16 protein-coding genes and 1 pseudogene are annotated in these 18,461 nt (G+C 69.5%); 12 read left to right on the top strand and 5 right to left on the bottom strand.

The features are described 5' to 3' along the window. Positions 1-2 precede the first annotated feature (2 nt). Together ACN9M6_RS04545 and ACN9M6_RS04540 are read right to left on the bottom strand one after the other, a co-directional pair. Positions 3-1,163: an alpha amylase C-terminal domain-containing protein gene (locus tag ACN9M6_RS04545; protein ID WP_419162252.1), complete on the bottom strand. Its 1,161-nt coding sequence runs from the start codon at positions 1,161-1,163 to the stop codon at positions 3-5. Further along, the gene (locus ACN9M6_RS04540; protein WP_419162251.1) at positions 1,132-1,992 is read right to left on the bottom strand and encodes an alpha-amylase family glycosyl hydrolase; all 861 of its coding nucleotides are present in this window, start codon (positions 1,990-1,992) and stop codon (positions 1,132-1,134) included. Before ACN9M6_RS04540 ends, ACN9M6_RS04545 begins: the two co-directional genes overlap by 32 nt. 19 nt (positions 1,993-2,011) lie before the next feature. Here ACN9M6_RS04540 and ACN9M6_RS04535 point away from each other — a divergent pair. The 6 genes and pseudogenes from ACN9M6_RS04535 to ACN9M6_RS04510 form a co-directional block, all read left to right on the top strand. Next, positions 2,012-2,191, top strand: a pseudogene (locus ACN9M6_RS04535) (hypothetical protein); the annotation flags it as partial. Positions 2,192-2,270: 79 nt separating this feature from the next. Next, a complete protein-coding gene (locus ACN9M6_RS04530; protein WP_419161733.1) occupies positions 2,271-3,533 on the top strand; it encodes a glycogen synthase in 1,263 nt (420 codons plus the stop codon). A 16-nt stretch (positions 3,534-3,549) separates the two neighbouring features. Then, positions 3,550-4,965, top strand: a complete 1,416-nt coding sequence (locus ACN9M6_RS04525; RefSeq protein ID WP_419161732.1) for a DUF3536 domain-containing protein — start codon at positions 3,550-3,552, stop codon at positions 4,963-4,965. Continuing rightward, a complete protein-coding gene (locus ACN9M6_RS04520; RefSeq protein ID WP_419161731.1) occupies positions 4,962-6,920 on the top strand; it encodes an alpha-amylase/4-alpha-glucanotransferase domain-containing protein in 1,959 nt (652 codons plus the stop codon). Before ACN9M6_RS04525 ends, ACN9M6_RS04520 begins: the two co-directional genes overlap by 4 nt. Positions 6,921-6,928: 8 nt before the next feature. Next, the gene (locus ACN9M6_RS04515; protein WP_419161730.1) at positions 6,929-8,326 is read left to right on the top strand and encodes a hypothetical protein; all 1,398 of its coding nucleotides are present in this window, start codon (positions 6,929-6,931) and stop codon (positions 8,324-8,326) included. Next, positions 8,323-8,820, top strand: coding sequence for a DinB family protein (locus tag ACN9M6_RS04510; protein ID WP_419161729.1), 498 nt, complete (start codon positions 8,323-8,325; stop codon positions 8,818-8,820). The genes ACN9M6_RS04515 and ACN9M6_RS04510 overlap by 4 nt, the downstream gene beginning before the upstream one ends. Here ACN9M6_RS04510 and ACN9M6_RS04505 read toward each other — a convergent pair. Beyond that, positions 8,795-9,838, bottom strand: coding sequence for a hypothetical protein (locus tag ACN9M6_RS04505; protein ID WP_419161728.1), 1,044 nt, complete (start codon positions 9,836-9,838; stop codon positions 8,795-8,797). The genes ACN9M6_RS04510 and ACN9M6_RS04505 overlap by 26 nt on opposite strands. A 188-nt stretch (positions 9,839-10,026) precedes the next feature. On the opposite strand from ACN9M6_RS04505, the gene ACN9M6_RS04500 reads away from it, so the two are divergent. The 6 genes from ACN9M6_RS04500 (at position 10,027) to ACN9M6_RS04475 (ending at position 16,422) form a co-directional block, all read left to right on the top strand. Beyond that, positions 10,027-11,295: an ATP-binding protein gene (locus tag ACN9M6_RS04500; protein ID WP_419161727.1), complete on the top strand. Its 1,269-nt coding sequence runs from the start codon at positions 10,027-10,029 to the stop codon at positions 11,293-11,295. A 31-nt stretch (positions 11,296-11,326) separates the two neighbouring features. After that, positions 11,327-12,229 carry a hypothetical protein gene (locus tag ACN9M6_RS04495; protein WP_419161726.1) on the top strand — a complete coding sequence of 301 codons (903 nt, stop codon included), beginning with the start codon at positions 11,327-11,329 and terminating at the stop codon, positions 12,227-12,229. Continuing rightward, complete coding sequence (locus ACN9M6_RS04490) at positions 12,226-12,918, top strand: DUF4129 domain-containing protein (RefSeq protein ID WP_419161725.1); 693 nt, start codon at positions 12,226-12,228, stop codon at positions 12,916-12,918. Before ACN9M6_RS04495 ends, ACN9M6_RS04490 begins: the two co-directional genes overlap by 4 nt. After that, positions 12,915-14,159, top strand: coding sequence for a DUF4350 domain-containing protein (locus ACN9M6_RS04485; RefSeq protein WP_419161724.1), 1,245 nt, complete (start codon positions 12,915-12,917; stop codon positions 14,157-14,159). Before ACN9M6_RS04490 ends, ACN9M6_RS04485 begins: the two co-directional genes overlap by 4 nt. Next, entirely contained in the window at positions 14,156-15,103 is a 948-nt protein-coding gene (locus tag ACN9M6_RS04480; RefSeq protein ID WP_419161723.1) for an AAA family ATPase, read from the top strand. Before ACN9M6_RS04485 ends, ACN9M6_RS04480 begins: the two co-directional genes overlap by 4 nt. 149 nt (positions 15,104-15,252) lie before the next feature. After that, positions 15,253-16,422, top strand: coding sequence for a DUF58 domain-containing protein (locus tag ACN9M6_RS04475; RefSeq protein WP_419161722.1), 1,170 nt, complete (start codon positions 15,253-15,255; stop codon positions 16,420-16,422). Here the strand turns inward: ACN9M6_RS04475 and ACN9M6_RS04470 are convergent. After that, on the bottom strand, positions 16,400-18,154 hold the full coding sequence (locus tag ACN9M6_RS04470) for a stage II sporulation protein M (protein ID WP_419161721.1): 1,755 nt from the start codon (positions 18,152-18,154) through the stop codon (positions 16,400-16,402). The two genes, ACN9M6_RS04475 and ACN9M6_RS04470, sit on opposite strands and share 23 nt — an antisense overlap. 8 nt (positions 18,155-18,162) lie before the next feature. Further along, complete coding sequence (locus tag ACN9M6_RS04465) at positions 18,163-18,414, bottom strand: hypothetical protein (protein ID WP_419161720.1); 252 nt, start codon at positions 18,412-18,414, stop codon at positions 18,163-18,165. Positions 18,415-18,461: the final 47 nt, after the last annotated feature.

Here is an 18,461-nt window from a genome sequence, read left to right as displayed (position 1 = left end):
GTTCAGCCCGTGCCCGTTGCGCTGTACCTCTCGGTCCGCTGGAGGACGAGGAAGCCGAGCGGCGGCAGGTCGACTGTGAGCGCGGCCGGGCGCTTCAGGTAATCGACCTCCTCCGCAGACTCGGGCAGCTGCGTGCGGCCGCCTCCTCCGAACGCGGGGTCGCCGCTGTCGAGGAGCACCTGATAGGTGCCGGCGGCGGGCAGGGCGACCCGGTACTCCGGCCAGGCCGTCGGCGAGAAATTGGCCACCGCGACGACGAAGTCCTCCCAGTCAGGGCGCCAGCGTACGTAGCTCAGCACGCTGTGCCGGGCGTCGTGCACATCCAGCCACTCGAACCCTTCCGGCTTGTGGTCGAGCGCGTGGAGTGCCGGTTCGCGGACATAGACTTCGTTCAGGGCGCGCACCCAGCGCCGGATCCCGCGGTGTGACGGGTCATCGAGCAGCTCCCAGTCGATCGACCCCTCCTCGTCCCACTCCCGCCGCTGGCCGAGTTCGCCACCCATGAAGAGGAGCTTCGCGCCCGGATGGGTCCACATGTAGCCGAGCAGGAGGCGAAGGGTCGCGAACTTCTCTTCGTCCGGTCCCGGCATTTTCTCGAGCAGAGGGCGCTTGAGATGGACGACTTCGTCGTGCGACAGGGGAAGCAGGTGCCGTTCCTGGTGCGCGTAGTGGAGAGAGAACGTCAGCCGGGTGTGTAGCCGCGGCCGCCGCCCCGGCGCGGTACCGAGGACCCGGAGCGTGTCGTTCATCCACCCCATGTTCCACTTGAAGTCGAACCCGAGTCCCCCTTCGTCCGGGGACGCGGTGATTCCCGGCCACGCGCTGCTCTCCTCCGCGAACAGGAGGACGCCGGGGAAGCGCTCGCGGACCGTCTTCGCGAGCGTCTTGAGGAAGGCGATCGCGCCGAGATTCTCCCGGCCGCCGAGTTCGTTCGGTTCCCACTGCCCCGCCTCGCGGGAATAGTCGAGATGGAGCATGGAAGCCACGGCATCGACGCGCAGGCCGTCGACGTGGTAGCGCTCGATCCAGTAGCGGGCGCTCGAAAGGAGGAAGGAGACGACTTCGGGTCGTCCGAAGTCGAACACGAGCGTGCCCCAGTCGGGATGGACCGCCCTCGTCTCTTCTCCCATCTCATAGAGTGGCGCGCCGTCGAACGTCCTCAGGCCATGGAGGTCGGGCCCGAAGTGACCCGGGACCCAGTCGAGGACGACGCGCCAGCCCGAGGCGGTGTGCCTTGTCCACGAAATAGGCGAAGTCGTCGGGAGTCCCGTAGCGGGAAGTGGGGGCGAAGTATCCGACCGTCTGGTATCCCCAGCTCGCGTCGTACGGGTGCTCCGTGACGGGCAGAAGCTCGACGTGTGTGAACCCGAGATCGGCCACATAGGGCAGCAGCTCGCGGGCCAGGGCCCGGTAGCCGAGCCAGGAGCCGTCCGCATGCCGACGCCAGGAGCCGAGGTGGACTTCATAGATGGAGACCGGCGCGGTGGGGGCCGAACGCTGCCGCCTGCCCTCCAGCCACGTCCTGTCCATCCAGGGGTATGGGTCTCCGGCGACGACGCGCGACGCGGTGCCGGGCCTCACCTCCATGGCCCGGCCCACGGGATCCGCCTTGTTGACGTCGCGGGGCGTTCCGTCCGCCCCGGAGCGTACATGGTACTTGTAGAGGTCGCCCGGCCCCACACCCGGGAGGAAGAGTTCCCACACGCCGGCGTCGCCAACCGGGGACATCGGATCCCGCCCCGCCTCCCAGGCGTTGAAGGCGCCCACGACGCTCACGGCCTCCGCTCGCGGCGCCCACACGGCGAACCGGGTGCCCGCTGCGCCATCGCGCTCGCAGGGGTGCGCGCCGAGCAGGTCGTACAGCGCGGATTCCCGGCCCGCGCGGAACGGCTCCAGGTCGGCGGCCGAGAGGGGGAACGAAGGGTCGCGCGCCGGGGTTTTGAGAGGTCCGGGCGGGCCGCTAGTTTTTTCGTGTTCGATCTGCCACCTCATCGCGGGATCTTCCCCAAGTATGAGCCGGATGCCTACGATCGCCAAGCCGATGACCGAGAGCGCGCGCCGCGGGGTACGCCCCGCCGAGGAACTCGCGGCCGTGCACCTCGTCACCGAATACTGGCCGTACGCGCGCACGGGCGGTCTCGCCGAGGCCGTGCGGGGCATCGCGACCTTCCAGGCCGCCCAGGGCACGCCGGTCACCGTGTTCATGCCGCTGTACCGGGCGGTGCGCGAGGCCTATCCCGACCTGGAGCCGATCAGCGGACGCATTCCGCGTGCGCGTGGGATCGCGCGTGGAGGAAGCGCGAATCCTCCAGCATCCGGGTCCGCGCCGGAACCCGAGGGTCCTGTTCATCGACCATCCCGGATTCTTCGACCGTGGGGGGATCTACGGCGAGGACGGGGCGGATTACGAGGACAACCCGATCCGGTTCGCGTTCTACAATCTCGCTGCGCTCAAGATACTTCCCGAACTGGCCAACGTGCCGGTCGTCGTGCACGCGCACGACTGGCATGCGGCGCTGGCGCCTGTGTTTCTGAGGACGAGGTTCGCGGGCCGGGAGGTGCACGACCGCATGGCGACCGTGTTCTCGATCCACAACGCGGGCTACCAGGGGCTTCAGGGGCGCGAAGTCCTTCAGGAACTCGGGCTCCCGCGGGAACTCTTCCACTGGAGACGGATGGAGTTCTACGGCCATCTGAACCTGCTCAAGGGCGGCCTCGTGTTTGCGGACTACGCGACCACGGTGAGTCCGACCCATGCGCACGAACTCCGCACGACGGCCGGGGGCTTCGGGCTCCACGGCTCGTTCATCGAGCTCGGCGACCGCTTTCTGGGGATTCTGAACGGGATCGACCTCGATGTCTGGGATCCCGCGACAGACCGGGAGATCGAGGCAACGTTCTCGCGGTCCGATCTCGCCGGGAAGGCGCTGTGCAAGGGAGCGCTGCAGCGGGAATACTCCCTTCCCGAGGCCCCTCGCGAACCGTTGTACGGGATGACGGCGCGGCTCGTCGGCCAGAAGGGACTCGACCTGCTGCTGGACGGCGGCCTGCTGGAGCGGGCCGAAGGCCAGTTCATCTTCCTCGGTGCGGGAGAGGATCGGTATGAGACGGCGCTCCGCGACATCGCGGCACGCCATCCCGACCGCGTCGCCCTCGACACCGACTTCAGCGAGCCCAAGGAGCATCGGCTGCTGGCGGGCGCCGACCTCCTGCTGATGCCGTCGCTCTACGAACCCTGCGGACTCACGCAGATGCGAGCCCAGCGGTACGGGGCGCTTCCGGTGGCCCGCCGCGTGGGGGGACTGGCCGACACCATCGAGGATCAGGTGACGGGCTTCCTGTTCGACGGCTATACCTCGGAGGATCTCGAGGTCGCGCTGGGCCGGGCCACGGCGCTCTATGGCGGGAGCCCGGAGGCGTGGGCCGAGCACATGATCGAGGCGATGTCGCGTGACTTCGGCTGGGCGAACAGCGCCCAGCGCTACCTGGACGTGTACCGTCGCGCACTCGCGGCGCATGCCCCGGACGCCTGAACCGCTCAGCGGTATTGTGACGGGAACGTCCGCGTCGCCACCCAGCCCGGCGGCGGTCGTCATCCACGGCCATTTCTATCAGCCTCCTCGTGAAGACCCGTGGACGGACCGCATCCGCCGCGAGCCGACCGCGGCCCCGTTCGACAACTGGAACGAGCGCATCGCCGCCGAGTGCTACGCGCCGCTCGCCGAGGCGGGCGCCTTCGAGTGGCTGAGTTTCGACCTCGGTCCGACCCTCGCGCGGTGGCTCGAGCGCGAACACCCGAACGTCCACGACGGCTTCGTCCGCGGAGACCGCGCGAGCCGCGCGCGGCTGGGTCAGGGGAACGCGGTCGCCCAGCCCTATCACCACATCATCCTCCCGCTCGCATCGCGCCGCGAGAAGCAGACGGAGGTGCGCTGGGGGCTGCGCGATTTCGAACGGCGTTTCGGGCGGCCGCCGGAGGGTCTGTGGCTGCCGGAGACGGCAGTCGACATGGCTACGCTCGAGGTACTGGCGGCGGAGGGCGTCGCGTTCACGATCCTCGCGCCGCACCAGATCGCCGAGCCGCCGCCGGGCGGAGTCGGGCGGATCAGGCTCGGCGGAGGGCGCGAGATCTCCGTCTTCGTGTACGATGGCGGTCTGTCGCACGGTGTCGCGTTCGGGGCGCTGCTCGAAGGCCGCGACACCTGGATCGACGGACTTCAGGCTTCGGCCCACGGTGGCGCGTCCCTGATCGCGCTGGCGACGGACGGTGAGACGTTCGGGCACCATCATCGGGGCGCCGACCGCACGCTGATGCGAGTCATCTCTCGCGTCCGCACGCATCGGGAGTTGAGGCTCGAGAACTTCGCTTCGGTGCTGGCCCGCGCCGGCGCCCCTCCCCAGGTGACGCTGCGCGAACCCAGCTCCTGGAGTTGTGCGCACGGCGTCGAACGCTGGCGCGCGGACTGCGGCTGCCGGCTGGCTCCTCACCTCGATTCCCAGCAGCGGTGGCGCGCTCCCCTCCGCACCGCGCTCGAGTCGCTGGCGGCCGGACTCGATGATGCCTACGAGACCCTCGCCCCGGGGCGCGTGTCGGAGCCCCGGCGGACGTTGCTTCAGCTGGGCGAAGGTCTGGGCGCGCCCGCGGGCCTGGCCGAACTGGCCCGGGAGGTCGCCGAGGAGGGGGCCGGGGAAGACACGCTCGCACTCGCCGAGATGATGAGGGACCGGGCCGCAATGTTCACGTCGTGTGCCTGGTTCTTCGACGATGTGGCGGGGATCGAGACGACCCAGGTCCTGGGCTACGCCGCGCACGCGCTGGACCGGCTCGGGGGACTCGCGCCGGCCCGCGCGGCGGAACTCGAGCGCTCGTTCGTCGAGGGGCTGGCTTCGGCGCCGACCAACGACCCCGAAGTCGGGAGCGCCGCCGCCATCTATCAGCGTGAGTTTCGCGGGCGGCGCGAATGAGCGGACCCCCGCTCCGGTTCGCGTTTGCGATCCACCTCCACCAGCCGGTGGGCAACTTCGACCACGTGTTTGCGGACCACCTGGCGGGCGTGTACCGGCCCTTGCTCGATGCGATCCATGCTCGGGGGGCGTATCCGATCACGTTGCACGTCTCGGGACCCTTGCTCGACTGGCTCGAGGACCAGGCTCCGGATTTCCTGGATCACCTCGGGGCTCCCGTGTCGGACGGGCGGATCGAGTTGCTCGCGTCCGGACGGTACGAGCCGATCCTGGCGGCGCTCCCGCCGCGCGATCGCCTCGAGCAGATCGAGTGGATGTGCGCGGACCTCGCGGCCCGCTTCGGCGTGGAGCCCACCGGGCTCTGGCTGACCGAACGAGTGTGGGAGCCCGACCTGGCTGCCGATGTGGCGCGCACGGGAATCAAATACACCCTCCTCGACGACCGGCACTTCCTCGCGTGCGGACTCGAGCGCACGGAGCTGGACCGCGTCTATACGACGGAGAGCGACGGACACCCGCTCCGGCTGCTCCCCATCGATGAGGAACTCCGGTATCTGATCCCGTTTCGGCCGGTCGAGGAGATCGTTGATTTCTTCGGGGAGCGCAGGAGGGCCGGCCGCCACCAGCTCGTTCTCGGCGATGACGGCGAGAAGTTCGGAGGGTGGCCGGGCACCCGCGCGTGGGTGTACGACGGCGGGTGGCTCGACGCGTTCCTGGATGCGCTCGAGGACATGCGGGGACGGGATGAACTGGAACTGGTCACGACGGGCGAGGCGGCGGCCGGACCGAGCGGCGGGCTCGCCTATCCCGCCGCCGGATCGTACCGCGAAATGGAGGAGTGGACGCTTCCCCGCCCCGCCGCGCTTCGCCTCGGACGACTCGCCGAAACGGACCATGGTCCGCTCGTGCGCGGCGGTCACTGGAAGGGGTTTCTGCGCAAATACCCTGAGTCGAACCGCATGCACAAAGCGGCGCTGAGGCTCTCCCGGCTGTGCCGTCAGCGCGGCGACCCCCGCGAGGCCCGCCGGGCCATCGCTCGCGCGCAGTGCAACGACGCCTATTGGCATGGGGTGTTCGGCGGCGTCTACCTTCCCCACCTGCGACAGGCGATCTGGCGCGAGCTTGCTGCTGCCGAACGCTACCTGAGGGAGGGTGAGGACATCGCGTACGAACTGGTCGACTTCGACTTTGACGGCCATGAGGAGATCTGGGTCCATTCCTCCCGCTGTTCCGTCGTCATCAGTCCCGCGAGGGGAGGAGCGATCGAGATGCTCACGGTCTTTGCGGACGCAGCCAACTACGCCGATGTGCTGGCGCGCCGGCTGGAGGCCTACCATCGCGATCCCCACGACGGGACCGCGACGTCCACCGGCCCCACGCCGGGACACCCCGGCGATGCATCGGCCGCAGGGGGCATTACGTCGGTCCACGATCGACAGCCCGAAGCGCCCGTGCCCCCTTCCCCGGATCCGGTGCCTCTCGCACTCATGCAGGAGATCGCGCTCGACGGGGCCCGTGATGCGGAGTCCTCCGACCCGGCCGTCGTTGCGGACTGGCGCCTGCACGCGTTCCGACTCGCCGCCCCGCCGGAGGTCGAGCCGCGGAGGATCCGCTTCCGCCTCGCATCCGCGCCGGGCCCGGCGCGCCTCGAGAAGACGCTCGACATCCACGACGACGGTCGCATCGAAGCGAGCCTCGACTGGAGCAGTTCCGGCGTTCCCGCGGGCGGGGTGCTCGCCTGCCGCCTGCCGCTCGCGCACCCGGCATGTGTGGAAGCGATGCCCGCCGCCGCCGAGTCGACGGAGCGCATCGTCACACTGGCCCGGTCCGAACGAGGTTTCGAGTGGATCGATCAGGGAGAGATCATCGAACTCGCGTGGCCGGCGTCGGCCGGCGGCGCGCACGTCCGATTGACCCCGGGCGGCGGATCCGGATCCGTGGGGAACCGGAGATGAACGCCGGCATGCACCGGCGGCGATGGCTGTGCCGACGCGCGGCTCTCGGGGTCCTCGCCGCTGTGGTCGGATGCGGGGGCGGGGACGCCGACCCGGTCACGCCCGCCGGCGGCGGTTCCGCTAGCGTCGTCCTCGTGTCGGGTGGAGACCAGCGCGGGGTCGGAGGCCGCCCGGCGGCGGAGCCTATCGTGGTCCGGGTGCTCGATGCGGCTGGACGCCCTGCCTCGGGTGTCACCGTCTCGTTCACACCGGCAACCGGGAACGGAAGTGCGGATCCGAGTTCGACCGCCTCCGCCGGCGACGGCGAAGCCGTGACGACGTGGACGCTGGGGTCCGCCCCCGGACGCCAGACGCTCACGGTGTCCGCCGGCGCCGCTACCGCCATGGTCGGCGCCGAGACGATCGACCTGGACGCCGAGCTGGACGCCCTCTTCGCACCGGCCTCGGCGGCGGAGGTGGGGGCGGTACGCGAAGATTGGGCCCAGCGCGACGTGTCGGCGGCTGGAGTGTCGGTCGAACTCTCCGAGGAGATGACGCTCGGAACGTCCACCGCCACGCTCCGGATCATCTCTCATGTGGTGACGGGTGCACGCCACTTCGGGGCGATCATCGTGCCCGCCGGCGCGGAGCCCGAGAGCCTGCCCGTGCTCATGTATGCTCACGGGGGCGACGGGGGCGTCTCGGTCGATGATCTGCAGGTCGTCGCGCTGGCGCTGGGCGACCTCAGCGCCCGCTTCGCATACGTGATCCCCTCGTTCCGCAGCGAACCGCTGCGATACGGCGACCGGGCGTGGGTCTCAGAGGGCCCCTCCGGGCACTGGGACTACGACGTGGACGATGCCCTTGCGCTCGTGAACGTCGCCTTCGAGTCCACGCCGGAGGCCAGACCGGGCACGTTCAGCATCCTCGGCGGCAGCCGCGGAGCCGGGGTCGCGCTCCTGGCCGCGATCCGCGACGAACGGGTCGAGCGCGTCGTCGCGTTCTTCGGTCCGACGGACTTCTTCGACGCGTGGATCCGCGCGATCGCCTGGAAGACGGCGCTGGACGGCCCCTGGGACCTGCCCGGCCTCATCCATCTCGATTCCACCCTCATCAAACCCCTCGTCCGGGGCGGAATCACGATTCCCGAGGCGCGTCTCGGGCTTGTCCGGCGATCGTCCGTCCTCTTTGCCGCCGACCTCCCCGCGGTACAGCTGCACCACGGGACCGCGGACTTCACCGTTCCCGTCACCCAGGCCGAGTCCCTGATCCGGACCATGGAGGCCCTGGGACGTGCGTCGCCCGACTTCGAGGCGTTCATCTACGAGGGGGGCGGACACGACTTTCTCTCTCTGACCGGCGCCATCCCGCGCGCCGTCGAGTTCATCTCAAAGAGCCTGCCTCCCGGAGGAGCCGCAAACAGATGAAACAGAAGATCGCACAGACGATCGAGATCTTCAAAGCCGCGCGGCGGCCGCTGTTCGCCGTCCTCGACGGGATCTCGCGCGAGGACCTCGACTGGCAGCCCGTAGACGGGATGCGCGGGATCGGAAAGATCTGCCGCCACATGTACCGGGTCGACATCTGGTTCCTGAAGCGGCTAGGCATCGTGCCCGTGATCGAGGAGGATGGCCCCGGTTCAGCCGAGGAGATCGGCGCGCGGATGCGCAGGATCCAGGAACAGATCATCACCGAACTGAACGCCTGCGACGAAGACGACGACCTCTTCACCGAGCGCACGTCGCTGGACGGCGACGCGACGTCACGCATGGGCGACACCGTGATCCACATCGCCCAACACTATCTCTACCACCTGGCCCAGATCACCTACCTGCGCCGCATCCGCGACCGCGACTGGGCCGCGCCGCTGGACGAGTGGGAGGCCGCGACCTACCTCATCGGCGACCGGATTCTGGAGTAGCCCCGTACTTCTCGAAGAAGTCGTCGGTCCCGGCCGGGAGGAGCAGCTTGTCCGCGATCGCAGCGATCTCCTCGGCCTCGCGCCACGCCTGCTCGAGCACCCATAGCTCGCCTTCGAGCGCGCGCCGTTCCTGCTCCTCGTGCAGCGCCATCTCCAGCGCGAGCCGCGTCGGCTTGCGCATGTTCGTGACGAACCCCGGGGGGCTTTCCCGGTCGACATCAGGGTTGCCTCTCACGGCCCGGGCGACGTAGCGGCTCGGATGGCCCTGAGCCTCGATCTCGGCAACGGCGGCCTGGACGGTCCGTCGCATGCCGCCATTCGCGTTAAGTATCGGCAACACGGCCGCCGCGACCCGGTGAGCGTCTTGGCCGGCGAACGACGCGGTCCGTATCCTCTGGATCCCCTCTATCCCCTGGTGGATGTCGACTGTGAACCCGGGTTCGTGTTCGGCGGGGAGCATCCGGATCGAGCGAATATTCGTGTGCTTGAACTTGACGACCGTCCCCTGTTCGACCGGTTCCTGGCCAGTCGCTGATTCGCCGTCGACCCGGACCTTCGCCACAGTGCGGGTCGTGGACCAGAGAAGGAGGACACAGACGCCGCCGGTGAACAGGGCGCCCGGCACACTCGCGAACACGAAGTTGGCGGCCACACCGCCGGCAAGGGCGAACCCGAGGTTCCGCACCCTGCGCCGGAACTGGTCGCCGTAGCGCCACGCGGCGAACTCTCCGCGCGGTGGCTTGCCGATGCGGACCAACTCCAGACCCTCGCGATGGCGAGCGAGCCCGATGTTGTCGGTGGAAGCACGAAGCGGCGTGGCGCGGAAGAGGCGTTCGCACGTTTCTACGGCCTCCCAGCGTTCCTCCAGCGGCGTCAGGTTCCAACGCAGGCATTTCCGGCACACCACCCACAGCCGGCCCTTCGCCGCGTCGAAGGCGAGTCTGCGTCCCACGGGGAAGGTCTCGACGACCTCGTTGGACCCCAGCGGTTTCTTGCAGAACATGCACGTCCGGTACACGGCCCCTCCTGGTGATTCGCGCCCACGTCAACGTGTGGTGAAGCGGCGCCGGGCGCCACGAGAACGCGGGCTGACGAGGACCAACGGACCGCAGCTCCGATTCTTGCATGAGAGGCACAAATAACCCATTATCCGGGTTATAATAGCCCACGTTCTGGGCGATATACCCGAGAGGGATGGTGAATCCCGTGAGACCCGCTCCATATCTGCCGCGCATTCTCGAGGCCACGCTGCGGGCAAGGCTGGAAGCCTTCCCGGTGGTCGTCGTGACCGGAGCGCGACAGACCGGGAAGAGTACCCTTGCCCGGGAATTGGAGGGTCATCGGCGAGCGTACCTGACCCTGGACGACTACGGCGTGCTGGACCAGGCAGAGCGCGAGCCCGACGCGCTTCTGGCGCGCGGTCCCCACGTGACGCTCGACGAGATCCAGCGGGCTCCGGAACTGCTGCTCGCGATCAAGCGGGCCGTCGACACGGACCGGGCACCGGGTCGTTTCCTCCTCACCGGGTCTGCGAACCTCGACCTGATGAAGGGCGTGTCGGAGACGCTCGCGGGCCGAGCCGTGTACGTCACCCTCTGGCCGATGACACGGGGCGAGGCCGCAGGCGGCGGCTCGGCGGGACGCTGGGACGTCTTCCTCGACGAGCCACCGCGGCACTGGATCGACGCCTTGGCTGGTGGCGACGCTCCGACGCCCGATGGTCCTCCCGCCGGAGACTCGACTACGCGAAATCCGGAGAGGTGGAAGGACCTGGTCCGTCGCGGCGGATACCCGTTTCCGGCGCTGAACCTCGCCTCCGAAGCGGACCGGGCCGCCTGGTTCGAGGCCTACCTGCGCACCTACCTCGAGCGTGATCTGCGGCAACTGGCGGCGATCGAGAACCTCCTTGGATTCCAGCGGCTCGCGCGCGCGGCCGCCCTTCGGCTCGGCGGCCTGTCGAACCAGGCCAGTCTGGCGAGAGATGCAGGGATCCCTCCGACGACGGCGCAGCGCTACCTCGACCTTCTGGAGGTCTCGTACCAGTTGCTGAGGGTCGAGTCCTATGCCGTCAATCGGAACAAGCGGCTCGTGAAGCAGCCGAGACTGTACTGGAGCGATCCCGGGCTCGCGCTCCACCTCGCGGGCGGCATCGAGCCGACGGGGGCCCATCTCGAGAATCTCGTCGCATGTGATCTCTTCGCGTGGAGAGAGACTCGGTTGTACCGGCCCAACATCCTCTTCTGGCGCACCAGCAAGGGGGCCGAAGTGGATTTCGTCATCGAGACGCCCCGGACGCTGATTCCGGTGGAGGTGAAGAGCCGCCGGGCGCTCCGCGTGTCGGATGCGCGTCACCTCGTCAGCTTCATGCGAGACTATGGCGAGGCGGTTCCCGCAGGGGTCATCATCCACGGGGGCCGGGACACGTACTGGCTCACGGAGCGCGCGCTGGCGCTTCCGTGGCACCAGGCAATCTGAGCAGGCAATCCGACCAAGGGAGCCTACGGGAATGACTGTCATACCGCAGAGACCGCTGGGATTCGGCGAGATTCTCGACGGCGCCATCCAGTTCTACCGGCGTGACTTCGGTCTCTATTTCCTCATCGCGCTCGTGGGTGCGCTGCCGGGGTACGCGATGGTGCTCGCCATGGGCACACCCAGCCCCGGCATCGACGCCTCCGGGAATCCGGACTTCGGAGGGGTCGGATTCGACGGTCTGGTGGTCCTCCTCGCAGTGGCCGTCTCGTGGGTCGGGACGCTTGCCGTGGCCGTCGCCATGCGCGCCCGCCTGGAGGGCGGCCCGGCCTCTCTGGAGAGCGCGTACCGCGGGGTCCTCCGTCCCTTCCCGAGCGCCATCGGCGCTCATCTGCTGGCCATCCTGCTCACCGGCATCGTCGGCGTCGCTCTAGTGATACTCGTGATGATCCTCGCTTTGGGGCTGGGCGCGGCCGGCAGCTTTGTCCTGGCGCTGGTGGTCCTCGTGCCGCTGAGCCTCGTGGCCGCGCTCCTGGTGCTGGCCCTGTGGTTCTCAAGCACGTTCGCGATCCTCCCTGCCGTCCTGCTGGAGGGCCGGTCCGCCGGGGCGGCGATCAAGCGGTCGTTCGAACTCACCCGTGGCGCGCGGCTCCGGGTCCTCGGAATCATGCTCGTGGTATTCGCCATCCAGAACGCGGTTTCCTTCGGCCTCTTCACGTTCTCGGGAGGCTTGGACATGTTCACATCGCCCGCGACCGTAGGGACCGTAGGGGGCGGGTGGATGGCTCTGCAGAACACGCTGGATCTGTTGATCGGATCCCTCACCGGACCGTTTCTGGTGGCCACCGTCTTCTTCCTCTACCACGACCGGAGGGTACGACTGGAGGCGTCCGATCTCGAAACCACCGCCGCCGCGATGACCCTCGACGGGCCTTGATCCGGCTCGCCCACTCCACCTCGCTCTCGGCCGGACAGGAGCCGCCCGCCACCGGGCCGCTCCCCTCGCCCGAGGAGATGTCCAGCGTGATGCGGGAGATCCTGGCGGAGCCGGACTTCGTGACGGCGGCGCTGCCGCTGCGGCAGCGGATCCTCCAGTGGATCAGCGAAGCGCTCTCCAACGCGTGGGAGTGGTTGCGCGCGCAGGTGTTCGACGACGGGAGCGGTCTCCTGATGGTCCTGGCGATACTCGTCCCGCTGGCCGCTCTCGTGGCTCTGGGAGCCGTGGCGTTCCGTCATGTGCCGGCCTGGGTGGGAGGAGCGTCCAGGGAGGGCGACGAGGCAGCGGGTGCCGGCCGCCCTTCGGTCTCGGCCCGGGAGTGGTTGCGTCTCGCGCGGGCACGGGCCGGCGAGGGAGACTTCCGACCCGCCGCAAGCGCCCTTTATCAGGGCTTCCTCCTGACGCTGGAACAGAGGGGGACGGTCGCGTTCCACCCCTCGAAGACGCCCGGAGACTACGCCGCCGAGATTGACGATGTCGGGGCCGGAGGCAGATTCCTCGGCTCATTCCAGCGCTTCTCCTTTGGTCAGGAGGCGCCGACCCCCGGGCTGTACGCGGATCTGGAGGCGCTGGCGCGTGACGCCGGGTGTCCGGATCCGGCCGGCCCCGCCGAGGCCGACGCGCCGTGACGCCGACTGCCGCGTCGGGCAAGGGCAGGACCTTGTTCTGGGTCGCCGCGATCGCGCTGGCCGCGGGAGCCGCCGCCTACCTCGCCCGTCCCGAGGGAAGCGCCGCGACCGATGTGAAGCGCAGCTTCTTCCGAACGACGCCCGACGGCGTGGCCGGGCTCGCCCGGGGCCTCGGCCGTTTCGGCCGCCCCACGGCGCCCCGCATTACACCGCTCGCCGACGCGGATCCGGTGCCGGGCGCTCTCGTCCTCCTCTCGCCGCAGGTCGTTCCCAGCCCCGCCGAGGTACGCGCGCTCCTCGAACGGGTGCGTGCAGGGGGCACGCTTGTGTACGCGCCGCTCCTCTTCCCGACCTTCTACGGCACGCTGCGGGTCACCCCGCTCATGGACTCCCTGGGCATCGCCTTCCGTCAGCCCCGGTCGGGTGACGTCGAGAATCCGGAATGGATCTCGCATCCGCTCACGGAGGGGCTGCCCGCCCCCGGCCCTCTCCGCCGCGTGCTGCGCCGCGTGACGGAACGCGGGGAGACACGGCGGCCGGACGCCGCCGCGGAACGTTCGCTCCCACCGCTGGAGCACCTTCTCACGTGGGAAGGTGGAGAAGATCGGAGGTGGACCGGCGCCGGCCTCATCCCGCTGGGAGAGGGACGCGTCGTGGTGCTGAGCGACGACGAGTCGCTCTCCAACGGGCGCGCCGCGGAAGATCCTCTGGCGCTGCTCGTTGTCCGCGCCCTGCTGGCCCATACAACTCCGGCCGACACGGTATACTTCGATGAGTTCCACCAGGGGATCCGCGGCTACGACAGCACGGCGCGACGCTGGGCCGGCTTCCTCTTCGGTACCGCCGGGGGACGGACCCTGCTCCATCTGCTCGCCGCCGCCTTCCTGGCCCTCGTCTGCGCCGGGCTCCGCTTCGGGGCCCCGATGATGCGGGTGGCACCTCCCGACCTGGAGCGACGCTCTCCGCTCGAACACGTGTCGGCGCTCGGCGATCTGTACGAGAGGGCCGGCGCCACGCGCTCGGCAGCGCTCCTCCTCCTGGCCCGACTGGCGCGCGCCGCGCGCCGCCCGCCGCCCCGAGACCTCCCGGAGGCCGAGGCGCTGATCCGGGAGCTGGAGGCCCGGCGCGGAGATGAGCCTTCGCTGGCGCGCATCCGCGGCGGCTTGCGCGCCAATCCGGTGGACCTGACGATGGTCGCCGCCGGAATTGACGACCACCTCGCAACGAGATCCAGCCTATGACGACACCCGACGCGGCGCTGCGCCTGCTGAGCGACATGGAGCAGGTGATCCTCGGCCAGCAGGTCGTGCTGAGACAGCTCATGATCACGCTCCTCGCCCGGGGCCACGCGCTTCTCGAGGGCGTGCCGGGAACCGCCAAGACCCTTTCCGTGCGCGCGCTGGCCCGAGGGCTCGGGCTCGATTTCGGACGGGTCCAGTTCACCCCCGACCTCATGCCCACCGATCTGGTCGGCGTGAGCGTGCTCGACGAGGCGCGCGGGAACTTCCGCTACCGTCCGGGGCCCGTGTTCACCGACCTCCTCCTGGCAGACGAGATCAACCGGGCGCCACCCAAGACGCAGGCGGCCCTGCTCGAGGCGATGGAGGAGCGGCAGGTCACCGTCGATGGCACGACCCGCCCGCTGCCCGCGCCATTCACGGTGTTCGCGACCCAGAACCCGGTGGAGTACGAGGGGACGTACCCCCTCCCCGAAGCGCAGGTGGACAGGTTTCTGATGAAGATCGTGATCGACTACCCGCCGGAGGAGGCGGAACGCGCGATCCTCGATCGCCATGAAGAAGGATTCCGGGCGGACGACGAGTCGACGTATCCGATGGGCGATCTGCTGACGCGCGAGGCACTGCTGGCGGCCCGCGACGCGGTGGACCGGGTCCACATGGACGAGCGCGTTCGGCGCTATGTGACCGACATCGTGCGGGCGACGCGAGATGACGCGGCCTTCGCGCTGGGGGCCAGCCCGCGAGCAGGCGTCGCGCTGTTCCAGGCCGCCCGGGCCGAGGCGTACCTCTACGGGCGGGACTTCGTCACGCCGGACGACGTGAAGTCGCTCTCCTTCCCCGTACTCCGGCACCGCGTCGTACTCACGGCGGAGGCAGAGGTCGAGGGGCGCTCCTCGGACGACGAGCTGCAGGCGCTGCTCGAGACGCTCGAGGCGCCCCGATAGCGCGCTTCGCGCTGATCCCCGGCGCCCGCACGCTGTGGCTGCTGGGCCTGACGTCGTTCCTGTTCCTGTTCTCCGCGACGGGCGCGCTGACGGCGGACGCCATCATCCTGCTCGTGGCCTGGATCGATGGACGGCGGACCCCGTCTCCATTGGCCTCCCGCCGCGCCCCGCGTATTGCCGCGCTCGGAGAAGTCACGGAGGTCACGATCGACGTCGTCAACCCGACCCGCCGGGCGCTCTCGCTTCGGCTGACGGACGACCTCGACCCCTGTCTTCGCCGCCTCCCCGGCCCCGACGGAAACGAAGAATGGGAGATGGGGCTGCGGGTGAACCTCCCCCCGGCGGGGACAGTCCGCTGCCGGTACGAGGCAAGGCCCCGAACTCGCGGATTCCTCGCTCTGGGCGCCATCCACCTGCGTACGCAGTCACCGTGGGGCTTCGCGTGGCGCCGTTCCACCGTGGAGACCGCGGACACGCTGCAGGTACAGCCGGGGATCCGGAGTCTCCTGCGTGACCGGAGCGGACATGCGCTGCGGCGCGGGCTGCGCACGGCGGGGTCACGCCGCAGCCGGCAGTGGGGCGACGGTCGCGAGTTCGAGAGCCTGCGCGACTACGCCGAAGGCGACGATCCCCGTATCATCGACTGGAAGGCATCGGCCAAGCGCCGGCGCTTCGTCGTGCGCAACTACGAGGCGGAGCGCAGCCAGAACGTCGTGCTCGCGATCGATGCCGGCCGCCACATGCGCGAGCGGCTGGAGGACCGGGAGCGGGTGGACTTCGCGCTCGCGGCGGGCATGCTGCTGGCGGGCCGGGCCCAGAGCTTCGGCGACCGCATTGGCACGATGGTGTTCGACGACCGCATCCGGCATGTGTCGGCTCCGCGCCGCGCCGATCCGCCTGCGCTGGCCCGGATCTTCGCCGGCGTCGAAACCCGGCCCGTCGAGCCCAATTACCCGCTGGCGCTCGCCACTCTGGCGCGGACCTTCCGCAAACGGTCGCTCGTCATCCTCTTCTGCGACGTAATCGATGACGTGGTCTCGAAGGCGCTCGTGACCTCACTGGCGAGGATCGGACGCGCCCACCTTCCCCTGGCCGTCGCCATCCGCAACCCCGCGCTGGAGGCGGTCGCGACCCATCCGGCGTCGACGCCCACCGAGGCGTTTCACCGCGCGGCCGCCGAGGAACTCGTGCAGGCGCGGGCCATGACGCTGAAGGTCATGCGCCAGTCCGGGATCCTCGTCGTGGACACGCCCCCCGGCGACGCCCTCGTCCGCACACTGGACAAGTACGTGGAGATCAAGGAGCGGGGGCTGCTCTGACCGCACGCCGGCCGGCGAAACCGAAGTAGATGGCAAGAAAGATCGCCGTGGCGCCGCCGAAGGCGAATTTCGCAATGGCCGGAAGCCCGGCGGGCGAATAGAACCCCTCCACCAGCCCCGCCACCACCAGCAGCGCCACGGCGCCGCCCACCAGGGAGAGGAAGGCACGCCCCCGCTCCCTGAGCGCCTCGCGCCGCGTGCGCCGACCCGGGACCAGGAGCGCCGAGCCCAGACCCAGCCCGGCGCCGCCGGCCAGACAGATGGCTGTGAGTTCCATGACCCCGTGCGGAAAGACGAAGGCGAGGATCACCGCGAGCACTCCGTTGTTCGCGTACAGCCCGAACGCCGCTCCCAGCAGCACCCCGTTGAAGACGAGGATCAGCACCGTACCCACCCCGGCCAGGAGGCCGCCCGCGAAGGCGGTGAAGCTGACGCCTATGTTGTTCGTCATGAGACCGGACGAGAGTGCCGGCCGCTCGGCGCCTTCCACGTCGATGTAGGGTGTATTGATGTCACCCCGCACGGTGTTCTCGACCCGCGCCAGCATTCCCGGCGACATGATCGCGCGTGCCCGCGCCGGGACATCGCGGACGGCGCCGTACGAGGCCAGCATGGGGCCGAAGAGGAGGAAGGCGGCGAGAAGTACGGGTCGGTGGTCGCGCCGCACAGCCCTGGGCAGTTCCGAAGCGAGCCAGCGGCCGAGCGGGATCGCCGCCCGGCCCTTCGCACGATACAGGAGGTTGTGGCCCGCCCCCGCCCACCGTTCCACCGCGCCCAGCAGCCCGGGTGAAGCCCCGTACGTCCGCGCACGGGCCAGATCCGCCGTCACCCCCCGGTACAGACGCCCGAACGCCCGCACCTCCGCTTCCGTCAGTGCATCCAGACCGCGATTTCGGCCCTTCTCGACCAGTTCCGTATACGCGGCCCAGGCCTCTCGCCGTTCCTCGGCCATCGCCGCCGCCTGGAGACTCGCGCCTCCCCTGCGGGCCGCGTGCCGGGGCGCCTCCTGCTCGTGGAGCCGCACGAGACTCCCATCGGGCTCAGCCTCCGCGTCCCCCCCCTCCCCGCCCGCCGCGGAGCGGAGCGCCTCCCACACGGAGGCCGCCACCCGTTTCCGGACCCCCGGCTTCAGGCTCCCTCGTCGCGCAACGTATCCCGCCAGCAGCGCGAACTGCTCGGAAGAGAGGACCGGACGACCCGGCCGCCCGCTCACCGACGGCTCATCCCCAAACATCTCGCCGCCACCGGCGTCCCTGACGACGATGGTGCCCGCCACGAGGTCGCCCAGCCTCTGCGCCCGACGGTTGACAAGGATCGTTGTGGCTCCGGCCAGCCCCGTCAGGCCCGGCTGGAGATCCACAATGCGGATGAGGTTGCGGAGCACCGACCCCCGGAAGGAGAGCGGTTCCCCGCCATCGTGCAGCACCCTCAGCCCCAGCGCCCGTTTTCCCGGCGTACGCCCGTCCCAAATGGCTTCGAAGAAGAGGAAATAGCACCAGGTCGCGAAGAAGATGGCGATGAAGAGAACCGCTCGCCCGAAGCCCCCCGTGACCCTCAGGACGAGGACCAGCAAGAGGAGCGCCGACGTGATGATGGCCAGATCGATGAGGAGCGCGGCCGCCCGCGACCCCAGATCGGCGAGCTGATACTCGAGGCGAACGTGCTCCGGCGTTTCCACCGCGATCCGGCGATGCAGCGCGCCTTTGGAGCCGACCCCCGCCCCGGGGGTCATCGCCTGGCTCACGTCTCGCGCGCCGGGTCCCGCAGGCCGGGGAAGAGAAACAGAACCAGCTCGAGCGCGCAGAAGAGGAACGCCCAGGCGGTCACGACCCCGGCGAGAAGGAACAGCAGGAATCCGGTCTCGTCGATCGACCGCACCCAAAACCACACCGCGAACATGACGGCGCCGAGGTTGAGCCCGTGGAAGACGAACATCCCGCGCCGTGTCAGGCCCCGGTAGCGCTTCCACTTGTAGACAGGCTTGAGCTTCATGGCACCTCCACGGTCCACGCTAGACCGAAATCGCCGGAGCGCAAGAC

It is taken from the genome of Candidatus Palauibacter sp. (assembly GCF_965197445.1).
Classification (GTDB): domain Bacteria; phylum Gemmatimonadota; class Gemmatimonadetes; order Palauibacterales; family Palauibacteraceae; genus Palauibacter.
Note: the sequence above shows the minus strand (reverse complement) of the source record. Positions and strands in the feature narration are given on the sequence as shown.